This is a genomic window from Gordonia bronchialis DSM 43247 (assembly GCF_000024785.1).
Classification (GTDB): domain Bacteria; phylum Actinomycetota; class Actinomycetes; order Mycobacteriales; family Mycobacteriaceae; genus Gordonia; species Gordonia bronchialis.
In genome coordinates, this window is sequence record NC_013441.1 from 4,252,418 (window position 1) to 4,269,954 (window position 17,537).

15 protein-coding genes are annotated in these 17,537 nt (G+C 66.4%); 9 read left to right on the plus strand and 6 right to left on the minus strand.

Annotated elements, in window-relative coordinates; genetic code table 11:
• Positions 1-18 precede the first annotated feature (18 nt).
• Positions 19-1,575: a long-chain-fatty-acid--CoA ligase gene (locus tag GBRO_RS19665; RefSeq protein WP_012835634.1), complete on the plus strand. Its 1,557-nt coding sequence runs from the start codon at positions 19-21 to the stop codon at positions 1,573-1,575.
• A gap of 94 nt (positions 1,576-1,669) precedes the next feature.
• On the opposite strand, the gene GBRO_RS19670 is transcribed toward GBRO_RS19665, so the two are convergent.
• Both GBRO_RS19670 and GBRO_RS19675 read right to left on the minus strand, forming a co-directional pair.
• Positions 1,670-2,806 (minus strand): NAD(P)H-dependent flavin oxidoreductase, encoded by a 1,137-nt coding sequence (locus GBRO_RS19670; RefSeq protein WP_012835635.1) that lies wholly within the window; start codon positions 2,804-2,806, stop codon positions 1,670-1,672.
• A gap of 1 nt (position 2,807) precedes the next feature.
• Positions 2,808-4,451, minus strand: a complete 1,644-nt coding sequence (locus GBRO_RS19675; RefSeq protein WP_012835636.1) for an acyl-CoA synthetase — start codon at positions 4,449-4,451, stop codon at positions 2,808-2,810.
• 69 nt (positions 4,452-4,520) lie between these two features.
• On the opposite strand from GBRO_RS19675, the gene GBRO_RS19680 reads away from it, so the two are divergent.
• From GBRO_RS19680 to GBRO_RS19690, 3 genes are all read left to right on the plus strand, one after another.
• A complete protein-coding gene (locus GBRO_RS19680; RefSeq protein ID WP_012835637.1) occupies positions 4,521-5,342 on the plus strand; it encodes a crotonase/enoyl-CoA hydratase family protein in 822 nt (273 codons plus the stop codon).
• Between the two features lie 10 nt (positions 5,343-5,352).
• A complete protein-coding gene (locus GBRO_RS19685; protein WP_012835638.1) occupies positions 5,353-6,354 on the plus strand; it encodes a TIGR03617 family F420-dependent LLM class oxidoreductase in 1,002 nt (333 codons plus the stop codon).
• Positions 6,355-6,525: 171 nt separating this feature from the next.
• Positions 6,526-7,986 (plus strand): cytochrome P450, encoded by a 1,461-nt coding sequence (locus GBRO_RS19690; RefSeq protein ID WP_012835639.1) that lies wholly within the window; start codon positions 6,526-6,528, stop codon positions 7,984-7,986.
• On the opposite strand, the gene GBRO_RS19695 is transcribed toward GBRO_RS19690, so the two are convergent.
• Complete coding sequence (locus GBRO_RS19695; protein ID WP_012835640.1) at positions 7,937-8,974, minus strand: LLM class F420-dependent oxidoreductase; 1,038 nt, start codon at positions 8,972-8,974, stop codon at positions 7,937-7,939. The genes GBRO_RS19690 and GBRO_RS19695 overlap by 50 nt on opposite strands.
• A 134-nt stretch (positions 8,975-9,108) precedes the next feature.
• Here GBRO_RS19695 and GBRO_RS19700 point away from each other — a divergent pair, with 134 nt between their 5' ends.
• From GBRO_RS19700 to GBRO_RS19715, 4 genes are all read left to right on the plus strand, one after another.
• Positions 9,109-10,098 (plus strand): Zn-ribbon domain-containing OB-fold protein, encoded by a 990-nt coding sequence (locus tag GBRO_RS19700; protein ID WP_012835641.1) that lies wholly within the window; start codon positions 9,109-9,111, stop codon positions 10,096-10,098.
• On the plus strand, positions 10,098-11,147 hold the full coding sequence (locus GBRO_RS19705; protein WP_012835642.1) for a thiolase domain-containing protein: 1,050 nt from the start codon (positions 10,098-10,100) through the stop codon (positions 11,145-11,147). Before GBRO_RS19700 ends, GBRO_RS19705 begins: the two co-directional genes overlap by 1 nt.
• Positions 11,147-12,325: a thiolase domain-containing protein gene (locus tag GBRO_RS19710; protein ID WP_012835643.1), complete on the plus strand. Its 1,179-nt coding sequence runs from the start codon at positions 11,147-11,149 to the stop codon at positions 12,323-12,325. Before GBRO_RS19705 ends, GBRO_RS19710 begins: the two co-directional genes overlap by 1 nt.
• 187 nt (positions 12,326-12,512) lie before the next feature.
• Positions 12,513-13,502, plus strand: a complete 990-nt coding sequence (locus tag GBRO_RS19715; protein WP_012835644.1) for a hypothetical protein — start codon at positions 12,513-12,515, stop codon at positions 13,500-13,502.
• Between the two features lie 99 nt (positions 13,503-13,601).
• Here GBRO_RS19715 and GBRO_RS19720 read toward each other — a convergent pair whose 3' ends face one another.
• The 3 genes from GBRO_RS19720 to GBRO_RS19730 all read right to left on the minus strand — a co-directional run bounded on the left by GBRO_RS19720 (position 13,602) and on the right by GBRO_RS19730 (position 16,045).
• Complete coding sequence (locus tag GBRO_RS19720; protein ID WP_012835645.1) at positions 13,602-14,159, minus strand: carboxymuconolactone decarboxylase family protein; 558 nt, start codon at positions 14,157-14,159, stop codon at positions 13,602-13,604.
• A 119-nt stretch (positions 14,160-14,278) separates the two neighbouring features.
• The gene (locus tag GBRO_RS19725) at positions 14,279-14,728 is read right to left on the minus strand and encodes a nuclear transport factor 2 family protein (protein ID WP_012835646.1); all 450 of its coding nucleotides are present in this window, start codon (positions 14,726-14,728) and stop codon (positions 14,279-14,281) included.
• A 6-nt stretch (positions 14,729-14,734) separates the two neighbouring features.
• Positions 14,735-16,045: a cytochrome P450 gene (locus GBRO_RS19730; RefSeq protein ID WP_012835647.1), complete on the minus strand. Its 1,311-nt coding sequence runs from the start codon at positions 16,043-16,045 to the stop codon at positions 14,735-14,737.
• Between the two features lie 326 nt (positions 16,046-16,371).
• Here GBRO_RS19730 and GBRO_RS19735 point away from each other — a divergent pair, with 326 nt between their 5' ends.
• The gene (locus GBRO_RS19735; RefSeq protein WP_012835648.1) at positions 16,372-17,535 is read left to right on the plus strand and encodes a steroid 3-ketoacyl-CoA thiolase; all 1,164 of its coding nucleotides are present in this window, start codon (positions 16,372-16,374) and stop codon (positions 17,533-17,535) included.
• Positions 17,536-17,537: the final 2 nt, after the last annotated feature.

Consider the following 17,537-nt stretch of genomic DNA (forward strand, 5'->3'; position numbering starts at 1 on the left):
ACGTTGACGACTCCTGAGGTGCGCGGAGCGTCGGCGACCAGCCAACCCCCGTCCCGGCCTCCCCATCCGGAAACCCTTGCCGCTCTGCTGCTCTCACTGCGGTCCGTTGCTGATCGCGGTGTCCACCACGGTGAGCGGCGCCTCTCCTGGCGCGACCATCTGGCAGCGTCGACCACGCGGGGCACCGCGCTGCGCAGCCTGCTCGACGACGATCGCCCGCCGCACGTCGGTGTGCTGATGGAGAACACACTCGAATTCAGCGTGCTGCTGGGCTCGGCCGCTCTCGGCGCATTCGTCATGGTCGGACTCAACACGACGCGACGCGGGGAGGCGCAGGCCGCCGATATCGCGCGCGCCGACTGTCAGGTGGTGCTCACCCACTCCGCCACCAGGCATCTGCTCGACGACGTGCCGCTGCCCGGGGTCCGCGTCGTCGACGCCGACACACAGGAGTGGGCCGATCTGATCGACACGGCGCCCGAGGCGTTCATCGACCCCGGTGACGTCTCGCCCGACGACCTGATGATGCTGATCTTCACCTCCGGCACCACCGGTGATCCCAAAGCGGTCCGTTGCACGCAGCGCACCTTCGCGACGAGTGGCGCGATGCTCGCCGAGCGGTTCGAGATCTGCGCCGATGACGTCGTCTACCTCTCGATGCCGATGTTCCATTCCAACGCGGTGATCGCCGGGTGGTCGGTTGCGGTAGCCGGCGGCGCGTCCATCGCTCTGCGCCAGCGGTTCTCGGCGTCACGGTTCCTCCCTGACGTCCGCCGGTTCGGGGTGACGTTTGCCAATTACGTCGGCAAACCACTGCACTACATCCTCGCCACCGAGGAGGCGCCGGACGACGCCGACAACACCTTGCGGATCATGTACGGCAACGAGGCCACCGCGCGCGATCGCGAACGGTTCGCCGCCCGATTCGGTTGCCGGGTGGTCGACGGTTTCGGGTCCACCGAAGGCGGCGTGGCCATCACCCGCACCCCCGATACCCCGCCGGACGCGCTCGGTCCACTACGGGCACCGACGGCCGTCGTCAACCCAGACACCGGCACACCCGTCGGCGTCGGGGAGATCGGCGAGATCGTGAATTCGTCTGGTCCCGGCCTGTTCTCGGGCTACTACGGTGACGAGGACGCGACCGCGGACCGGCTACGCGGTGGCGTCTACCACACCGGCGACCTCGCCTGGGTCGACGACGCCGGTTACCTCCACTTCGCCGGCCGGCTCGGCGACTGGATGCGCGTCGACGGCGAGAACCTCGGGACCGGGCCCATCGAACGGATCCTGCTGCGCCATCCACGGATTCACCAGGTGGCAGTCTTCGGCAGACCAGTCGAGATCGGCGACGAGGTGGAGGCGGTGCTGGTGGCCGACGATCTCGACGCCACCGCCTTCGGCGAGTTCCTCAGCGCACAAACCGATCTCGGACCCAAGCAGTGGCCCGCCCGGGTGCGCCTGGTGTCCGAGCTCCCGACTACGGCCACCTTCAAGACCGTCAAACGTCACCTTCGCGACACGGACGCCCCACCCACCTGGGTGCGTGACGGCCAGATTTATCGCCACGCCTGATTGCAGGCGTACCGAAAGTACACCGCTGAGCTCCTCGACCTGCACCGGCACATGTCGGCACGTTCAGGGGTGTACTTTCTGGATAGATATCCGCTCAATCCAGCGTCGACCCCAGCCGCTTGACCGCTTCCTCGTATTCGGCGACCATACCGGCGATCATGTCGGCCACCGGGACGATCTCGTTGCAGCGCCCGACGATCTGGCCGGCGGGCATGGCGACCACGTCAGGGTTGTCCGCCTGGGAGATCCGCGCGTGTGCCTGTGCGACAAGAAGATTCTGCAGCGGCATCGGCAATGGTTCGGGCGCGCTCTCGGCGTCCCAGGCGTCGGTCCAGCGGGTCTTGAGCAGTCGCGCGGGTTTGCCCGAGTAGATGCGGCGACGCACCGTGTCGCGCGATGTCGCCTTCAGTAGCGCCTGTTGGACGGTCGAGGGCCCCTGCACGCCCTCCGCCTTGCCGAGCTGATATTCGGCAGCGGTCAACCAGTAGGTACCCATCCACACGCCCTGCGCACCGAGAGCGATGGCTGCCGCAATCTGCCGACCACTGCCGACGCCACCGGCGGCCAGCACGGGCGCGGAATCGCCGACGGCGTCGACGAGTTCGGGCCACAGGATCATGGAGGTGACCTCGCCGGTGTGGCCGCCGCCCTCGTAGCCCTGCGCGATGACGATGTCCACGCCGGCCTGCACATGGTGCAGCGCATGTTCTTTCGCCCCGGCCAACGCCGCGACCAACACACCGTTGTCGTGCGCGGTGGCGATCACATCGTCGGGCGGTGATCCCAGGGCATTCGCGATCAGCTTGATCTGACCGTACTCTCGGGTGTGCTCCATCGCGACGTCGACGTGCGAGCGCGCGACGGAATGCAGCCAGCCGAGCACGCCCGCGTCGACGCGATCGCCGTCCGGCAACGGTGGCACACCGAGGTCGTCGAGCGTCCGCTCCACAAAGGCCCGGTGCTCGGGCGGGATCATCGAGTCGAGATCCACCTTGCTTCCCTCGGTGGGGATCTTGGCAGGCATCACGACGTCGACGCCGAAGGGCTTGCCGTCGGTGTTCTCGTGCATCCATTCCAGGACCGCGTCGAGTTCTTCGGTCTCGTTGAACCGCACACACCCGAGGACCCCGAGCCCACCGGCCCGGCTGATGGCCGCAGCCACATGCTGGCTCGGTGTGAACCCGAAGATGGGGTAGTCGATGCCGAAACGGTCGGCCAGTTCGGTACGCATGTCAGCTCTTTCCCGGCGCGGGCTGCGCCTCGTCGGCGGGACGTTCCTGGGTCACCGTGACACCCCAGCGGTAATCGGGTTTGCCCGCCGGGGACCGTTTGATCTCGTCGACGAACCACACACTGCGCGGACACTTGTAGCCGGCAAGTTCCTTGCGGACGACGTCACCGAGATCCGTCAACGACGGTCGTGCGCCGTCACGCGTCGCGATGACCGCCGCGACCCGCTGACCCCAGCGCTCGTCGGGTACCCCGACGACCACGGTGTCGAAGACGTCAGGATGCGCCTTGAGTGCGCCCTCCACCTCTTCCGGGAACACCTTCTCCCCACCGGTGTTGATCGACACCGATCCTCGCCCGAGCATCGTGATCGTGCCGTCGGCCTCGATCTGCGCGAAATCGCCTGGCAGGGAATAACGCACGCCGCCGAACTCGCGGAACGTCTTGGCCGACTTCTCCGGATCGTTGTGGTAGCGCAGCGGGATGTGCCCGGTACGCGCCAACATCCCGATCTCGCCACTGCCCGGCTCGATGCGGGTGCCGTCCGCACGCAGGACGTGGGTTTCGCTGTCCGCCTTGACCCGTGGGCCGCCGGTATGAGGTGCCCCCTTGGCCACCACACCCAGTCCCCCGAAGCCGGTTTCCGACGATCCGATGGCGTCGATGACGATGGCGTTCGGGAACCGGTCCAGGAATTGCTCTTTCACGCTCGGCGAGAACAGTGCGGCCGACGACGCGACCGTCACCACGCTGCTCAGATCCAGCTCGCCGGCGTCGGCGAGGGCCTCGATCATGGGGCGTCCCATCGCATCTCCGGTGATGAAGATGACGTTGACACCGTGCCGCGCGACCGCCTCCCACGCGGCGCGTCCGCTGAATTCGGGGTATACCACGGCTTTGCCGCCGGCGAACAGCGACTGGAAGATCGCCCACTGCGAGCCGCCGTGGATGAACGGCGGAATCGGGAAACGCACCAACTGGCCGCCGGCGGCGCCATCGCGGGCGAGCTTCCACTCGTCGGTGACGGGTTCGCTGTTGAACCAGTCGATTCCGCCACCGAGCACCCGCCAGATGTCCTCCTGCCGCCACACCACGCCCTTGGGTTTACCCGTGGTTCCGCCGGTGTAGAGCATGTAGAGATCGTCCGAGGACCGCGCCTCGAAGTCGCGTTCGGCGGGTGCTCCGGCAATCGCGTCCTCGAAGCCGATCGCATCGGAGTGGCCCGCACATCGCAGGTCGGCGTCGGAGTCGTCGTCGATCACGATCCTGGCGCGCAGGTCGGGTGCATTCGGCAACGTGTTACACACTCGCTCGCAGTACTGCCGCTCGTGGATGAGCACCGACATCCCCGAGTCGGTCAAGATGTGCTCCAGCTCGGATTCCACGTAGCGGTAGTTGACGTTCACCATGACCGCGCGGGCCTTGAAGATGGCGACCATCGCCTCGACCGCTTCGATGGTGTTCCGGCTGTACAGGCCCACCCTGTCGCCGGGTTGCACACCGAGGCCGCGCAGCGTGTGGGCGAGCGCGTTGGACCTCGCCTCGAGGTCGGCGTAGGTGCGCGTCGTCGCGCCGGACTCCAGTGCCACGCGTTCGGGCATCAAGTCGACCGCATGCTCGATGAGGTCGGCAATCGTGTAGGCCATGGCATCAAAATTAGAACGTGTTATCGTTTTGGGCAAGCAGCAATCACCACGGATTCCCAGGGGACGACGATGACCACTCTCACCGACTCCGCGAGCGCCACCGAGAAGGCACCCGAATGCCTCGTGGAGAAGCGCGGACACATCCTGATCGTCACGATGAACCGGCCCGAGGCACGCAATGCGCTCTCCGCCGAGATGATGCGGATCATGGTCGAGGCGTGGGATCAGGTGGACTCCGACCCCGACATCCGCGTCGCCATCCTCACCGGCGCGGGTGGCGCGTTCTGCGCCGGCATGGATCTCAAGTCGATGGCCAAGAACTCCCCCGGCGACACCGTCGATGCCGGCACGTGGAATCCCGCGTCGCTGCCGGCCCTGCTCAAGGGCCGTCGGCTCACCAAACCGCTGATCGCCGCGGTCGAGGGTCCGGCCATCGCCGGCGGCACCGAGATCCTGCAGGGCACCGACATTCGGGTGGCCGGCGAGAGCGCCAAATTCGGTGTCGCCGAGGCCCGTTGGGGCCTGTTCCCGCTCGGTGGCAGCGCCGTCCGGCTCCCCCGGCAGATCCCGTACACCATCGCTGCCGACCTGTTGCTCACCGGACGCCACATCACCGCGGCCGAAGCGAAGGAGTACGGCCTCATCGGATACGTCGTCCCCGACGGCACCGCACTCGACAAGGCGATCACCATCGCCGAGTCCATAGCCGCCAACGGTCCGCTTGCCGTGCAGGCCATCCTGAAGACCATGCGCGACACCGAGGGCCTGCACGAACTCGACGCCTTCGAGATCGAGTCGAAGCTCGGCATCGCCGTGTTCAAGAGCGAGGACGCCAAGGTCGGTCCAAAGGCGTTCGCCAACAAGGAAAAGCCCGTCTTCACCGGCGAATAGTCGTCTCATCATGGAGATCTGGACCGCGTTGTTCGGTCCTCTCGACGCACCCGCCCGCACCGTGGCCCTGCACGAGGCCGGAGTCAACGGCGTCTTCACCTTCGAAGGTCCGCACGACGTCTTCACCCCCCTCGTACTGGCGGCCGGCTCCGCACCGGTCCGGCTGCTCACGAATGTGGCGATCGCGTTCCCGCGCAACCCGATCCACGTCGCACATCAGGCCAACGATCTCGCGCTGATCTCCGGCGGCCGGTTCACCCTCGGCCTCGGCACCCAGATCCGGCCGCAGATCGAGAAACGATTCGGCGCGCAGTTCGATCACCCGGTGGATCGGATGATCGAGTTCGTGGGAGCTCTGCGGGCCATCTTCGACTGCTGGCAGAACGGCACCCGGCTCGACGTCGACGGCCGCTTCTACCGGCACCGGCTCATGACCCCCGCTTTCAACCCGGGCCCCGATCCGTATGGGCCGCCGCCCATCCACGTCGGCGCATTGGGTCCGCGACTGACCCGGGCGGTGGCCACCCACTGCGACGGATTGCTGGTCATGCCGTTCACCACCGACCGTTTCGTGCGGGAGTCGGTGCTACCCCTCGTCGACGCCGGACTCGCCGCCGCACACCGCACCCGGGCCGAGTTCACCATCACCCCGGAGATCATCGTGGCCACCGGCCGCGACGAGGCCGAGTACACCGCCGGACTCGATGCCGCCCGGCGGCTGCTGTCCTTCTATGGCTCCACCCCTGCCTACCGGCCGGTCCTGGATCTGCACGGTTACGGCGAGCTGCAGCCCGAACTCAACGGCCTGTCCAAACAGGGACGCTGGCAGGATATGGCGGGCCTCATCGACGACGCGCCCCTGGACCTCATCGTCGCGCACGGCACCCCGCAACGGGTGGCCGCGACCATCACCGCCCGCACCGCAGGGATCTCCGACCGCGTGGCGCTCTATCAACCGTTCCCGATGGCCGATGCAAGCCTTGCCGAGGTCTGCGCGTCGCTGAACCCCTGATCGCCCGCGCGGCGTCGCACGCCTATCACCCGCCGGGCGGGTGTCCGATTCTGTACCCAGGGGGTACGACTTGGGCAAACGTCCGGCATAATGGTTGCCGGTCTCGGCTCGGCGCGAGGCTGCGAGACTCGGGGTGACGACGACGGGGGTCGACAAGTGGTTCGCAAGTCGATGCCGACCCTCCGCGCTCGTTGGATCCGCAACAGCTGGTCCGGGCATCAATTCCCGCATCCCGGTAAGCGCAGACCGTTCATCGGCGACCTCGGCGTCTCCGACCCGCGCAACCCGATTCTGAGCGTGCTCGCACTGGGTACCCAATTTGGCGGCATCTACGAGCTGAAGGTCTTCCGACAGAAGTTCGTCTTCGTGGCATCGGCGGAACTGACCGCCGAACTCTGCGACGAGACCCGCTTCTGCAAAACCCTGCCGCCGGCCATCGCGGCACTACGCGACTACGGCGGCGACGGTCTGTTCACCGCGTACACCACCGAACCGAACTGGCAACTCGCCCACGATCTGCTCATGCCCGCGTTCACCAAACCCGCCATGCGCAGCTATCACCGCATCATGCTGGACACGGCTGCCGAACTATTCGCCTACTGGGACGCGATACCCGGCGGGCGGGTCGATGTCACCCGCGACATGACCAAGCTGACCATGGAGACGCTGAGCCGGGCCGCGTTCAGCCGCGACTTCGGCTCGTTCACCACCCCGCGCCCGCACCCGTTCGTGCAGTCGATGATCACCGCCCTGCGGACCTCACGCCGCAAGGGCGCGTTACGGACCGCCCCCGGCGGCCGGCTCTACGGGCGCTACCTGGCACACCGCGCGGCGCCGGTGACCGATTACGCCTACGAGATGGTCGACGAGATGATCGCCGACCGGGTGGACGGTCCTCATCGCGACGACCTCCTCGGCATCATGCTCAAGGTGCGCCACCCGGAGACCGGTGAACGGCTCTCGCGTCTCAACATGCGCTATCAGATCCTCACCTTTCTGGTGGCCGGGCACGAAACCACTTCCGGCGCACTGTCGTTTACGCTCTATTTCCTGTCGCAGAATCCCGAGTGCCTGCGACGGGCGCAGCGGGAGGCCGACGAGATCCTCGGCACCGATCCCGATGCCGAACCGACCTTCGAGCAGGTGTCGAAATTCCGCTACATCCGTCGCTGCCTCGACGAGTCACTGCGCCTGTGGCCCACCGTGCCAGCCTTCTCCCGACGGCCCGTCGCCGACACCGTCCTGGCGGGCAAATACCCTATGCGCAGCCAGGATTGGGCGCTCATCATGCTCGGGCAGGTACACCGCGATCCGGCCGTATGGGAGAACCCCGAGACCTTCGACCCGGATCGCTTTCTCCCCGAAGAGATCAGGAAGCGGCCCGCGCACAGCTACAAACCGTTCGGCACCGGGATGCGGGCCTGCATCGGACGGCAGTTCGCGCTGCACGAGTCGGTACTGGTGCTCGCGCGCCTCGTGCATCGCTACGACATCACCCCCGACGCCGACTACCGGCTCGACGTCACCGAGCGTCTCACCATGGCGCCCAAGAACTTTCACATCAATCTGACTCCCCGCCGGGCTACACCAGCGTCCCGAGCATGCGGATCTGCGCCGGGTCACGCGCGGTGACCATCAGCATGGTGACCCCGGCCGCCTCCCACTGCTTGATCTGCTGACGCACTTCGTCCTCGGTGCCGACGATCATCGTCTCGCGCACCATGTCGTCGGGCACCGCGGCCAGCGCCGCCTCCTTGTCGCCGGACATGTACTTGGCCACGACCTCGCCGACGACCTCGCCGTAGCCCATCCGGCGGTACAGCTCGGCGTGAAAGTTCTTCTCCTTGGCGCCCATTCCGCCGACATAGAGTGCCGTCGACGGCCGGTAGGCGTCGAGGACGGCGCCGACGTCGTCGGTGACGACCACCTGCGCCGTGGCGGCCACCTCGAAATCCGCACGGGTCCGTCGCGCCCCGGGACGCGCGAATCCCTCGTCGAGCCAGGCGTTGTACTGATCGGCCAGTCGCAGGCTGAAGAAGATCGCGAGCCAGCCGTCGGCGATCTCGGCGGTCTGCGCAACGTTTTTCGGTCCCTCCGCGCCGAGCCAGATCGGGACGTCGGAGCGCAGCGGATGGGTGATCGGCTTGAGCGCCTTGCCCAGTCCGGTCGCGCCCGGGCCGTCCGCAGGAAAGGGCAACGGGTAGTGCGGGCCGTCGTTGGTAACCCGACTCTCGCGCGCCAGGACGTCGCGCACCACCTGCACGTACTCACGAGTGCGGGCCAGCGGCTTCCCGAAGGGCTGCCCGTACCAGCCCTCCACCACCTGCGGTCCGGAGACGCCGAGCCCGATGATGTGCCGGCCGCCGGAGAGATGGTCGAGGGTCAAGGCGGCCATCGCCAGTGACGTTGGTGGCCGCGCCGAGAGTTGGGCGACGGCCGTTCCGAGCCGCACCGACGACGTCGCCGCGCCCCACCAGGCGAGCGGGGTGTAGACATCTGATCCCCACGCCTCCGCGGTGAAGACGGCGTCGAAGCCGCTCTCCTCGGCAGCGGCGACGAGATCTGGCGCGTTGGCGATGGGTCCGGCACCCCAGTAGCCGAGTTGTAGTCCGAGCTTCACGATCCTCCAGAAGATCCTGCTCGCCGCACCCTGTCGGCGAGTCCGTGACGTGCATCTTGTGCCCAATTCTAGAACGTGTTCTACTCGATGGTGTGAGCATCAGTGCAACCACCTCGCCTGGCCACGCGTCGCCAGTGGCCGCCGTCGCGGAACCCGAAGCCCCGATCCTGACCGCCCCGCTGACCAACTCCTTCGACTACACCCGGTCGCTGGGCCCGGTGCTCAGCCAGTTCGCGCTCGCCTTGCGCGACGGTCGGATCGTCGGCTCGGCGAACAGCGACGGTACGGTGTCCGTCCCGCCCGTGGAGTTCGATCCGACGACCGGGGCACCGACGTCCGAGCTGGTCGACGTCGCCACCACCGGAACCGTCACCACCTGGTCGTGGCAGCCGGAACCGGTTGCGGCACAACCACTCGACCGTCCATTCGCCTGGGCGCTGATCCGACTCGACGGCGCCGACACGGCGATCCTGCACGCCGTCGCGGTCGATTCCGCCGACGCCATGAACACCGGGATGCGCGTGCACGCCGTCTGGTCCGCCGCCCGCACCGGCCGCATCGACGACATCGCCCATTTCGCACCCGGGGACACCGCGCAGACCGCTCCGGACAACACCGCCGAGAACTCCGAGGACACCGACGTCATCATCACCACCCCGATCACCACCGAGATCATTCACTCGGCCAACGAGGAGGAATCGGTCTACCTCGAAGGTCTCAAGGCGGGCAAGCTGATCGGCAGCCGGATCGGCTCGGGAGTCGACGCCGGGCGCGTCTACTTCCCGCCGCGCGCGGTGAGTCCCGCCGACGGCTCGCGCAGTGTCGAACGCGTTGAGCTGCCCGACACCGGAATCGTCACCACCTTCTGCATCGTCAACGTCCCGTTCCGTGGCCAGCAGATCAAACCGCCCTACGTCGCCGCCTACGTCCTGCTCGACGGTGCCGACATCCCCTTCCTGCATCTCATCCTCGACTGCGAGGCCGCCGATGTCCGAATGGGCATGCGGGTCAAAGCCGTCTGGGCTCCCGAAGACGAGTGGGAGTACTCCATCGGCAACATCAGCCACTTCGCGCCGACCGGCGAGGACGACGCCGACTACGAGACCTATAAGGATCACCTCTGATGACCGGATCCTCGACCGCACTGCCGCGCATCGCGATCATCGGGTTCGCGCACAGCCCCAACGTCGTCGGCACCCACGGCACCACCAACGGCGTCGAGATGCTGATCCCGTGCTTCGACAAGCTCTACGCCGAACTCGGCATCACCCGCACCGACATCGAGTTCTGGTGCAGCGGATCGTCGGATTACCTTGCCGGTCGCGCCTTCTCCTTCATCTCCGCGATCGATTCCATCGGCGCGATGCCGCCGATCAACGAGTCACATGTGGAGATGGACGGTGCATGGGCCCTGTATGAGGCGTGGGTCAAGATCGCCACCGGCGAGGTCGATCTGGCACTGGCCTACGGCTTCGGCAAAGCGACTGCAGGCTACTCGGATCTGACACTCGCGTTGCAGACCGATCCGTACACGGTGGCCCCGCTGTGGCCGGATGCCGCCTCACTCGCCGCATTGCAGGCGCGCGCCGGTCTCGATGCCGGCGTCTGGACCGAGGCGGACATGGCCGCCGTCGCCGCCCGCACGACCGGCACGTCGGCAGATGAGCTGCTTAGCGCCGACTACGTCGCGAATCCGCTACGCGCACATGACATCGCGCCCTACACCGACGCCGCCGCAGCAGTGGTGATCGCCAGTGAACGCAAGGCCCGCGAACTCGTCGCCAACCCTGCCTTCGTCACCGGTTGGGACCATCGCATCGACACCCCCAACTTCGGGGCACGCGACCTCACCGTCTCACCGTCGACGACCCTGGCCGGTGACACCGCCTTCGGTGAGGCCAGTCGGGCCGTCGACGTGGCCGAGATCAACGCCGCCTTCACTCACCAGGAGCTGATCGTCCGCAACGCACTGCGTCTTCCGGACACGGTGCGTATCAATCCATCCGGGGGTTCACTGACCGGCAACTCCCTGTTCTCGGCGGGTCTGCAGCGGATCGGATACGCCGCACACGAGATCCTCACCGGCAACGCCGGTACCGCCGTCGCACATGCGACCAGCGGACCGCTGCTGCAACAGAACATGGTCGTCACACTCGCGGGAGAAGACAACTGATGGCACACCGTAATCGCGCGGCAGTCCTGGGTACCGGACAGACCAAGTACGTCGCCAAACGGCACGACGTGACGATGGCCGGCATGTGCCGCGAGGCCATCGACGCCGCCCTCGCCGATGCCAAGGTCGGCATGGACGACATCGACGCCATCGTCATCGGCAAGGCACCGGATCTGTTCGAGGGCACCATGATGCCCGAACTGGCGATGGCCGAGGCGATCGGCGCCGTCGGAAAACGTCTGATCCGCGTCCACACTGCCGGCTCGGTCGGCGGGTCGACGGCCAACGTGGCCGCATCACTCGTCTTCGCCGGAGTCCACAAGCGTGTGCTGGCCGTGGCCTGGGAGAAGCAGTCCGAATCGAATGCCATGTGGGCGTTGTCGATTCCCGTTCCCTTCACCAAGCCCGTCGGCGCGGGGGCGGGCGGCTTCTTCGCCCCGCATGTGCGCTCCTACATCCGCCAGTCGGGGGCGCCCGATCACATCGGCGCGATCGTCGCCGCCAAGGACCGACGCAACGGCGCCCGGAACCCGCTCGCCCACCTGCACCAGCCGGACCAGACGGTGGAGAAGGTGATGAGCTCCCAGATGCTGTGGGACCCCATCCGATTCGACGAAACCTGCCCGTCGTCGGACGGGGCGTGCGCGGTGGTCATCGGCGACGAGCAGACCGCCGACGACGCGGTGGCCGCCGGCGACCCGGTGGCATGGGTACACGCCACCGCCATGCGCACCGAACCCCTCTCCTTCGCTCACCGCAACGTGGTCAGCCCGCAGGCCGGACGCGATGCCGCGGCAGCACTTTGGAAGGCCGGTGGCGTCAGCAACCCGCTCGACGAGATCGACGCCGCCGAGGTCTACGTGCCGTTCTCCTGGTTCGAACCGATGTGGCTGGAGAACCTCGGCTTCGCACCGGAGGGTGAGGGGTGGAAGCTCACCGAGGCCGGCGAGACCGAGATCGGTGGGCGTATCCCGTTCAACGCCTCCGGCGGTGTGTTGTCGTCGAATCCGATCGGTGCGTCGGGCATGATCCGCTTCGCGGAGGCGGCGATTCAGGTGATGGGCAAGGGTGGCGATCACCAGGTCCCCGACGCCCGCAAAGCCCTCGGTCACGCCTATGGTGGTGGCTCACAATACTTCTCGATGTGGCTGGTGGGCGCGGACAAGCCGCAGCACTGACCGTCGTCGCCGATGCGAAAGTGGGGGAAGGTTTTCCTTCCCCCACTCTTGGTCCCATGCCGGAGTAGTTTCTCGGGGACAGAACCAAACGTAGGGGAAGGATTTCCTTCCCCTACTTTCAGCCCACGGGTCCGCACCCTGTGGACAACGCCCCGACGACGAGCCACGCAGGCCGCATGATCGGGTGATGACCGATCCCGACGAGTTCGACTTCACCCGAAGCCATGCCGCAGACCGCCTGATCCTGCGCCGCGAGGTGCTGCCGACGGGCGTCAGCGACGCGGAGATCCGACGGAGCCTGCACGACAACGCCATCGAACGAATCTGGTGGGGCTCGTATGTCCCGGCCACCGGGGCCGACAATTCGATTGCGCGCCGTGCGCAGCTGTATGTGGAAAAGGTGCACGCGGCGATCCGCACCGGCGGGCGCACCCGCCATCCGAGCCACCAGTCGGCCGCTGCTCTCCTAACCATTCCTCTGCTGCAACCGGATTGGTCGACGGTGCACTTCACCTCGACGAAGTCGGGGCGCAAGTCACCCGGCCTGACCATCCATCAGGCACCGCTCCCCGACGATCATCTCGTCGACGTCGACGACGGTCTGGTGATAACCGGCATCGGACGTACCGTCTGCGACGAGGCACTGAAAGGGACCCTGCGCCAGGCGGTCTGTGCGCTCGATTCAGGGCGCTACCAGGCCCGACTACGCAACATCGAGGTCGACCTCGAGGCGATCGCGTCGACGATGGGTGGCCGGCACGGAATCGACAGGTTGCGCACCGCCATCCCACTGTCCACCGATCTGTCCGAGAGCATCGGCGAATCGTTGAGTCGCTGCGTCATTGCCGAAGTCGGGCTGCCGACTCCAGAGTTGCAGGTCGTGGTCGTCGTCGACGATGGTTCGGTGAAGCGCTGCGATTTCGGGTGGCGTGACGAGAACGGCAAGGTACTCGTCGTCGGCGAATTCGATGGTCGGTTCAAGTACCACCGGGAATCGGCGGCCTCCGGAGAACGGCTCGCCGAGGACGTCATCTATGCCGAGAAGCTCCGCGAGGATGCCATCCGCGACTGCGACATCATCGTCGTGCGATGGACGTGGAGTGAGCTCCAGGATCCGCAGAAGTTCGCTGCCAAGATCCGACGGGCGTTGCGCCGCGCCGGCATCGTCGCCGCCTGAAATTGGGGGAAGAATTTCATCCCCTGGTCTTGGTTCCATCCCCGAAGAATTTCTCGAGGATGAAGCCAGACCTCGGGGAAGGTTTTCCTTCCCCTACTTTCAGCCCACCGCCGGACGCGTCTCCGGCAGCGCACAGGCCGCTCCGTCGGACATCCCGGTCGGCCGCACCCCGAGTCCCTGGTTGAGCCGGGCGCGCTGGTTCTCCCAGGCGATGGTGGCGGCGAGTTCGGTGATCTGCTTCTTCGAAAGATGTTGAGCGAGTTCATCTCGGATGCGGGCGAGGTCGTCGGCGACGGCGGGTGTGGCGGTCATCGCCGCGGCGAAGGCGAGTACCAGCTTCTCGAGATCGTCGTAGGCGGCGCTGTCGGCGAAGACCGGTAGATCACGCATCTGGGCCTCGGTGACACCGGAACTGCGTGCGAGTGCCGACCCGATGTCGAGACAGAATTCGCAACCCACCAGACCGGCGGTCTTGAGTTCGGCCAGCTCCTTGAGTTTGGGGTCCAGCGCGTTGCTGAACAACAACGCCGATTCGTAGACCCCGGTGCCCACCAGCACCTGAGGCCGTCGGCCGAGCCAGCCGACGAGATCGCTCCGATGTCGTCGCGCCGACCCGAACGCCCGCACGAACCCCCGAGTCCGATCCACTACTCGCATCGCTCCACCTTTGCAGCCCACGGAATGGAGCGGAAACACGTCCACCCCACCTGACCTGTCCCACCCTTCTCCGAGAGAGGGGCGAAAACAAGGGGTGGGGTGGATTCGTGTCCGGCCTCTCAGGCCCGGCGCACCGAGTTGATCGTCGCCTCGACCTCCCAGAACGCCCGCAGCGCAACGAGTTTGCCGTCGTCGTCGGCTCGATAGGTGAACACGCCACGGGCTTGCGAGACATGCCCGGCGATGTGCGTCACGATCTTGCCGATGTAGGCGACCTCGTTTCCGCAGATGATCTCCTCGTCGAAGACGAACTCGATGCTCTCGGTGGTGGCGATCGATTTGTCCCAGAAATCGGCGATCTCGGCGTGGCCGTGAAAACCCTTGCCCTCCGGGTCGAACATCGACGGCCCGACCGGATCCTCCACCGACCCCTCAGCGGCGAAGTTCTCGACCCAGGACTGCTTGTCACGCGAGGCGACGAACTCGCGCGAACGCCGCCCGGCCACAACGGCCGGATGGTTGTCGCGGTCGATGTTCAGATACGCGGGTGTGTCACTGGTGGCAGTCACACTCGATCACTTCGTCCCGTAGTCGACGCGGAGCTCCTTGACGCCGTTGATCCACCCGTGCCGCAGACGACGCGGGGCGTCGAGCTTGGTGATGTCGGGCACGATGTCGGCCAGGGCGTTGAACATCAGGTTGATCTCCATCCGCGCGAGGTTGGCGCCGACGCAGAAGTGTGCACCGTTGCCCCCGAAGCCGACATGCGGGTTGGGGTCGCGCAGGATGTTGAAACTGAACGGATCGTCGAAGACTTCCTCGTCGTAATTGGCTGAGCCATAGAACATTCCGACTCGTTCGCCTGCCTTGATGTCGACGCCGCCGACCTGCGTGTCGTTCTTGGCGGTGCGCTGGAAGCAGTTGACCGGGGTCGCCCACCGGACGATCTCGTCCACCGCCGTCGCCGGCCGCTCCTTCTTGAACAGCTCCCACTGATCGGGGTGATCGAGGAAGGCATTCATGCCGTGGCTGATGGCATTTCGCGTCGTCTCGTTGCCGGCGACGGTCAGCAGGATGAAGAAGAAGCCGAACTCGGTCTCGTCGAGGGACTGCCCGTCGATGTCCGCGTTCACCAGGGTGGACACGATGTCGTCGACCGGACACTTCCGACGTTCCTCGGCCATGGTGTAGCCGTAACCGAGGATCTCTGCCGAGGCCATCTGCGGGTCCTCGCCGAACTCGGGATCGTCGTAGTTCATCATGTTGTTCGACCAGTCGAACAGCTTGCCGCGGTCGGCTTCCGGCACCCCGAGCAGGTCGGCGATGGCCAGCAGCGGAAGGTCGACGGCCACGTCGTGGACGAAGTCGCCGGATCCCTTGTCGGCAGCGGCACGCACGATGGTGCGGGCCGCGTCGTCGAGCTTGTCTTCGAGGGCCTGCACCGCGCGCGGGGTGAAGGCCTTGGAGACGAGCTTGCGCAGACGGGTGTGCTCCGGCGGGTCGTGGTTGATCAGCAACGCCTTGGTGACGTCGAGCTGGTCCTGGGTCATCTCGTCGTCGAAGCGCATGATGACGCCGTTGGTCGCGGTCGCCCAGTCGGCATTGTTCTTGGAGATCTCCCGGATGTGCTGATGCTTGGAGATCACCCAGTAGCCGCCGTCGTGGAACCCGCCTCCCTTGCCGGGCTCCTGCGCGTTCCACCAGACCGGGGCGGTCTGGCGCAACTGCGCGAACTCCTGAACCGGGATACCCCGCTCCAGCAGGTCGGGGTTGGTGAAATCCCACCCGTCCTGCTGCATGAACGGGCACTTCGCGACACTGTCCGAAGTGCTCGTACCCGCCGCTGCCGATTCGCTACCGATCGGGGCGCTCTGGGCCTGGGTCACGTCACACCACCTCGCTGTGAGAACTCACTGAGACTAGAACCTGTTTCAAATCTCATTAGAGCACATTGTGACGCGAATGACAGTCCTGGATGAGAACTTGTTCTAGTTTTTCCAACCGCCCCACGGTTCGACGTGGGAAAACTCTACCAATATTCGTTGGCAAATCGGCGATACGCGCTCGTCGGACCCCCGCAGGCGCCCCTCCACAGCCCCTGGACCGGCCATCGAGAACACGTTCGGCGAACTGCATCCCCAACGGGCATGGACGCAAACGAGAACTTGTTCTAATTTTGAGAGGTCACGAAGTGGATCGAGAGGAAACGCACATGGGTGTGCCGGTAATCGTCGAAGCGGCCAGGTCGCCGATCGGCAAGCGCGCAGGGTGGTTGTCGGGCCTGCACGCCGAGGAACTGCTGGGCATCACCCAGCGCGGACTGGTCGAGAAGGCCGGTATCGACCCCGCCCTCGTCGAACAGGTCATCGGCGGGTGCGTCACCCAGGCGGGCGCGCAGGCCGGCAACGTCACGCGCAAGGCATGGCTGTCGGCCGGGCTCCCCGAGACCGCCGGCGCGACCACCATCGACTGCCAGTGCGGGTCCGCACAGCAGGCCAACCATCTGATCGCGGGACTCATCGCCACCGACGCCATCGAGGTCGGCATCGCCTGCGGGATCGAGATGATGTCGCAGGCCGCGCTCGGCGCCAACGTCGGCACCGAAGCCGGGCCCTACCACGCCCCGTCGTGGCAGGTGGAGATGCCCGATCAGTTCACGGCCGCCGAGCGGATCGCGCAGCGACGTGGCATCACCCGCGCCGACGTCGACGAACTCGGTGTGCGCAGCCAGCAGCGGGCACGCCAGGCGTGGGACGAGGGACGCTTCGACCGTGAAGTCCTCACCCTCAAAGCACCCGAACGCACTCGCGAGGGCGAACTCACCGGCAACGTCCTCGACGTCAGCCGGGATCAGGGATTGCGGGACACGACGCCGGAATCCCTTGCGGCACTGAAGCCGGTCATCGACGGTGGCATCCACACCGCGGGCACGTCGTCGCAGATCTCCGACGGCGCGGCAGCCGTGCTGATCATGGACGAGGCCAAGGCGCGCGCGCTGGGCCTGACACCGCGGGCGCGCATCAAGGCGCAGGCGCTGGTGGGTGCCGAGCCGTACTACCACCTCGACGGACCGGTGCAGGCCACCGAACGGGTGCTCGCCAAGGCGGGAATGTCGTTGTCGGACATCGATCTCGTGGAGATCAACGAGGCCTTCGCGTCAGTGGTGCTGAGCTGGGCACGCGTGCACGGCGCCGACATGGACAAGGTCAACGTGAACGGTGGTGCCATCGCGCTCGGACATCCGGTGGGCAGCACCGGTTCCCGGCTGATCACCACCGCCCTGCACGAACTCGAGCGCAGCGACTCCCAGACCGCCCTGGTGACCATGTGCGCCGGCGGGGCGCTGGCCACCGGCACCATCATCGAGCGGATCTGAGG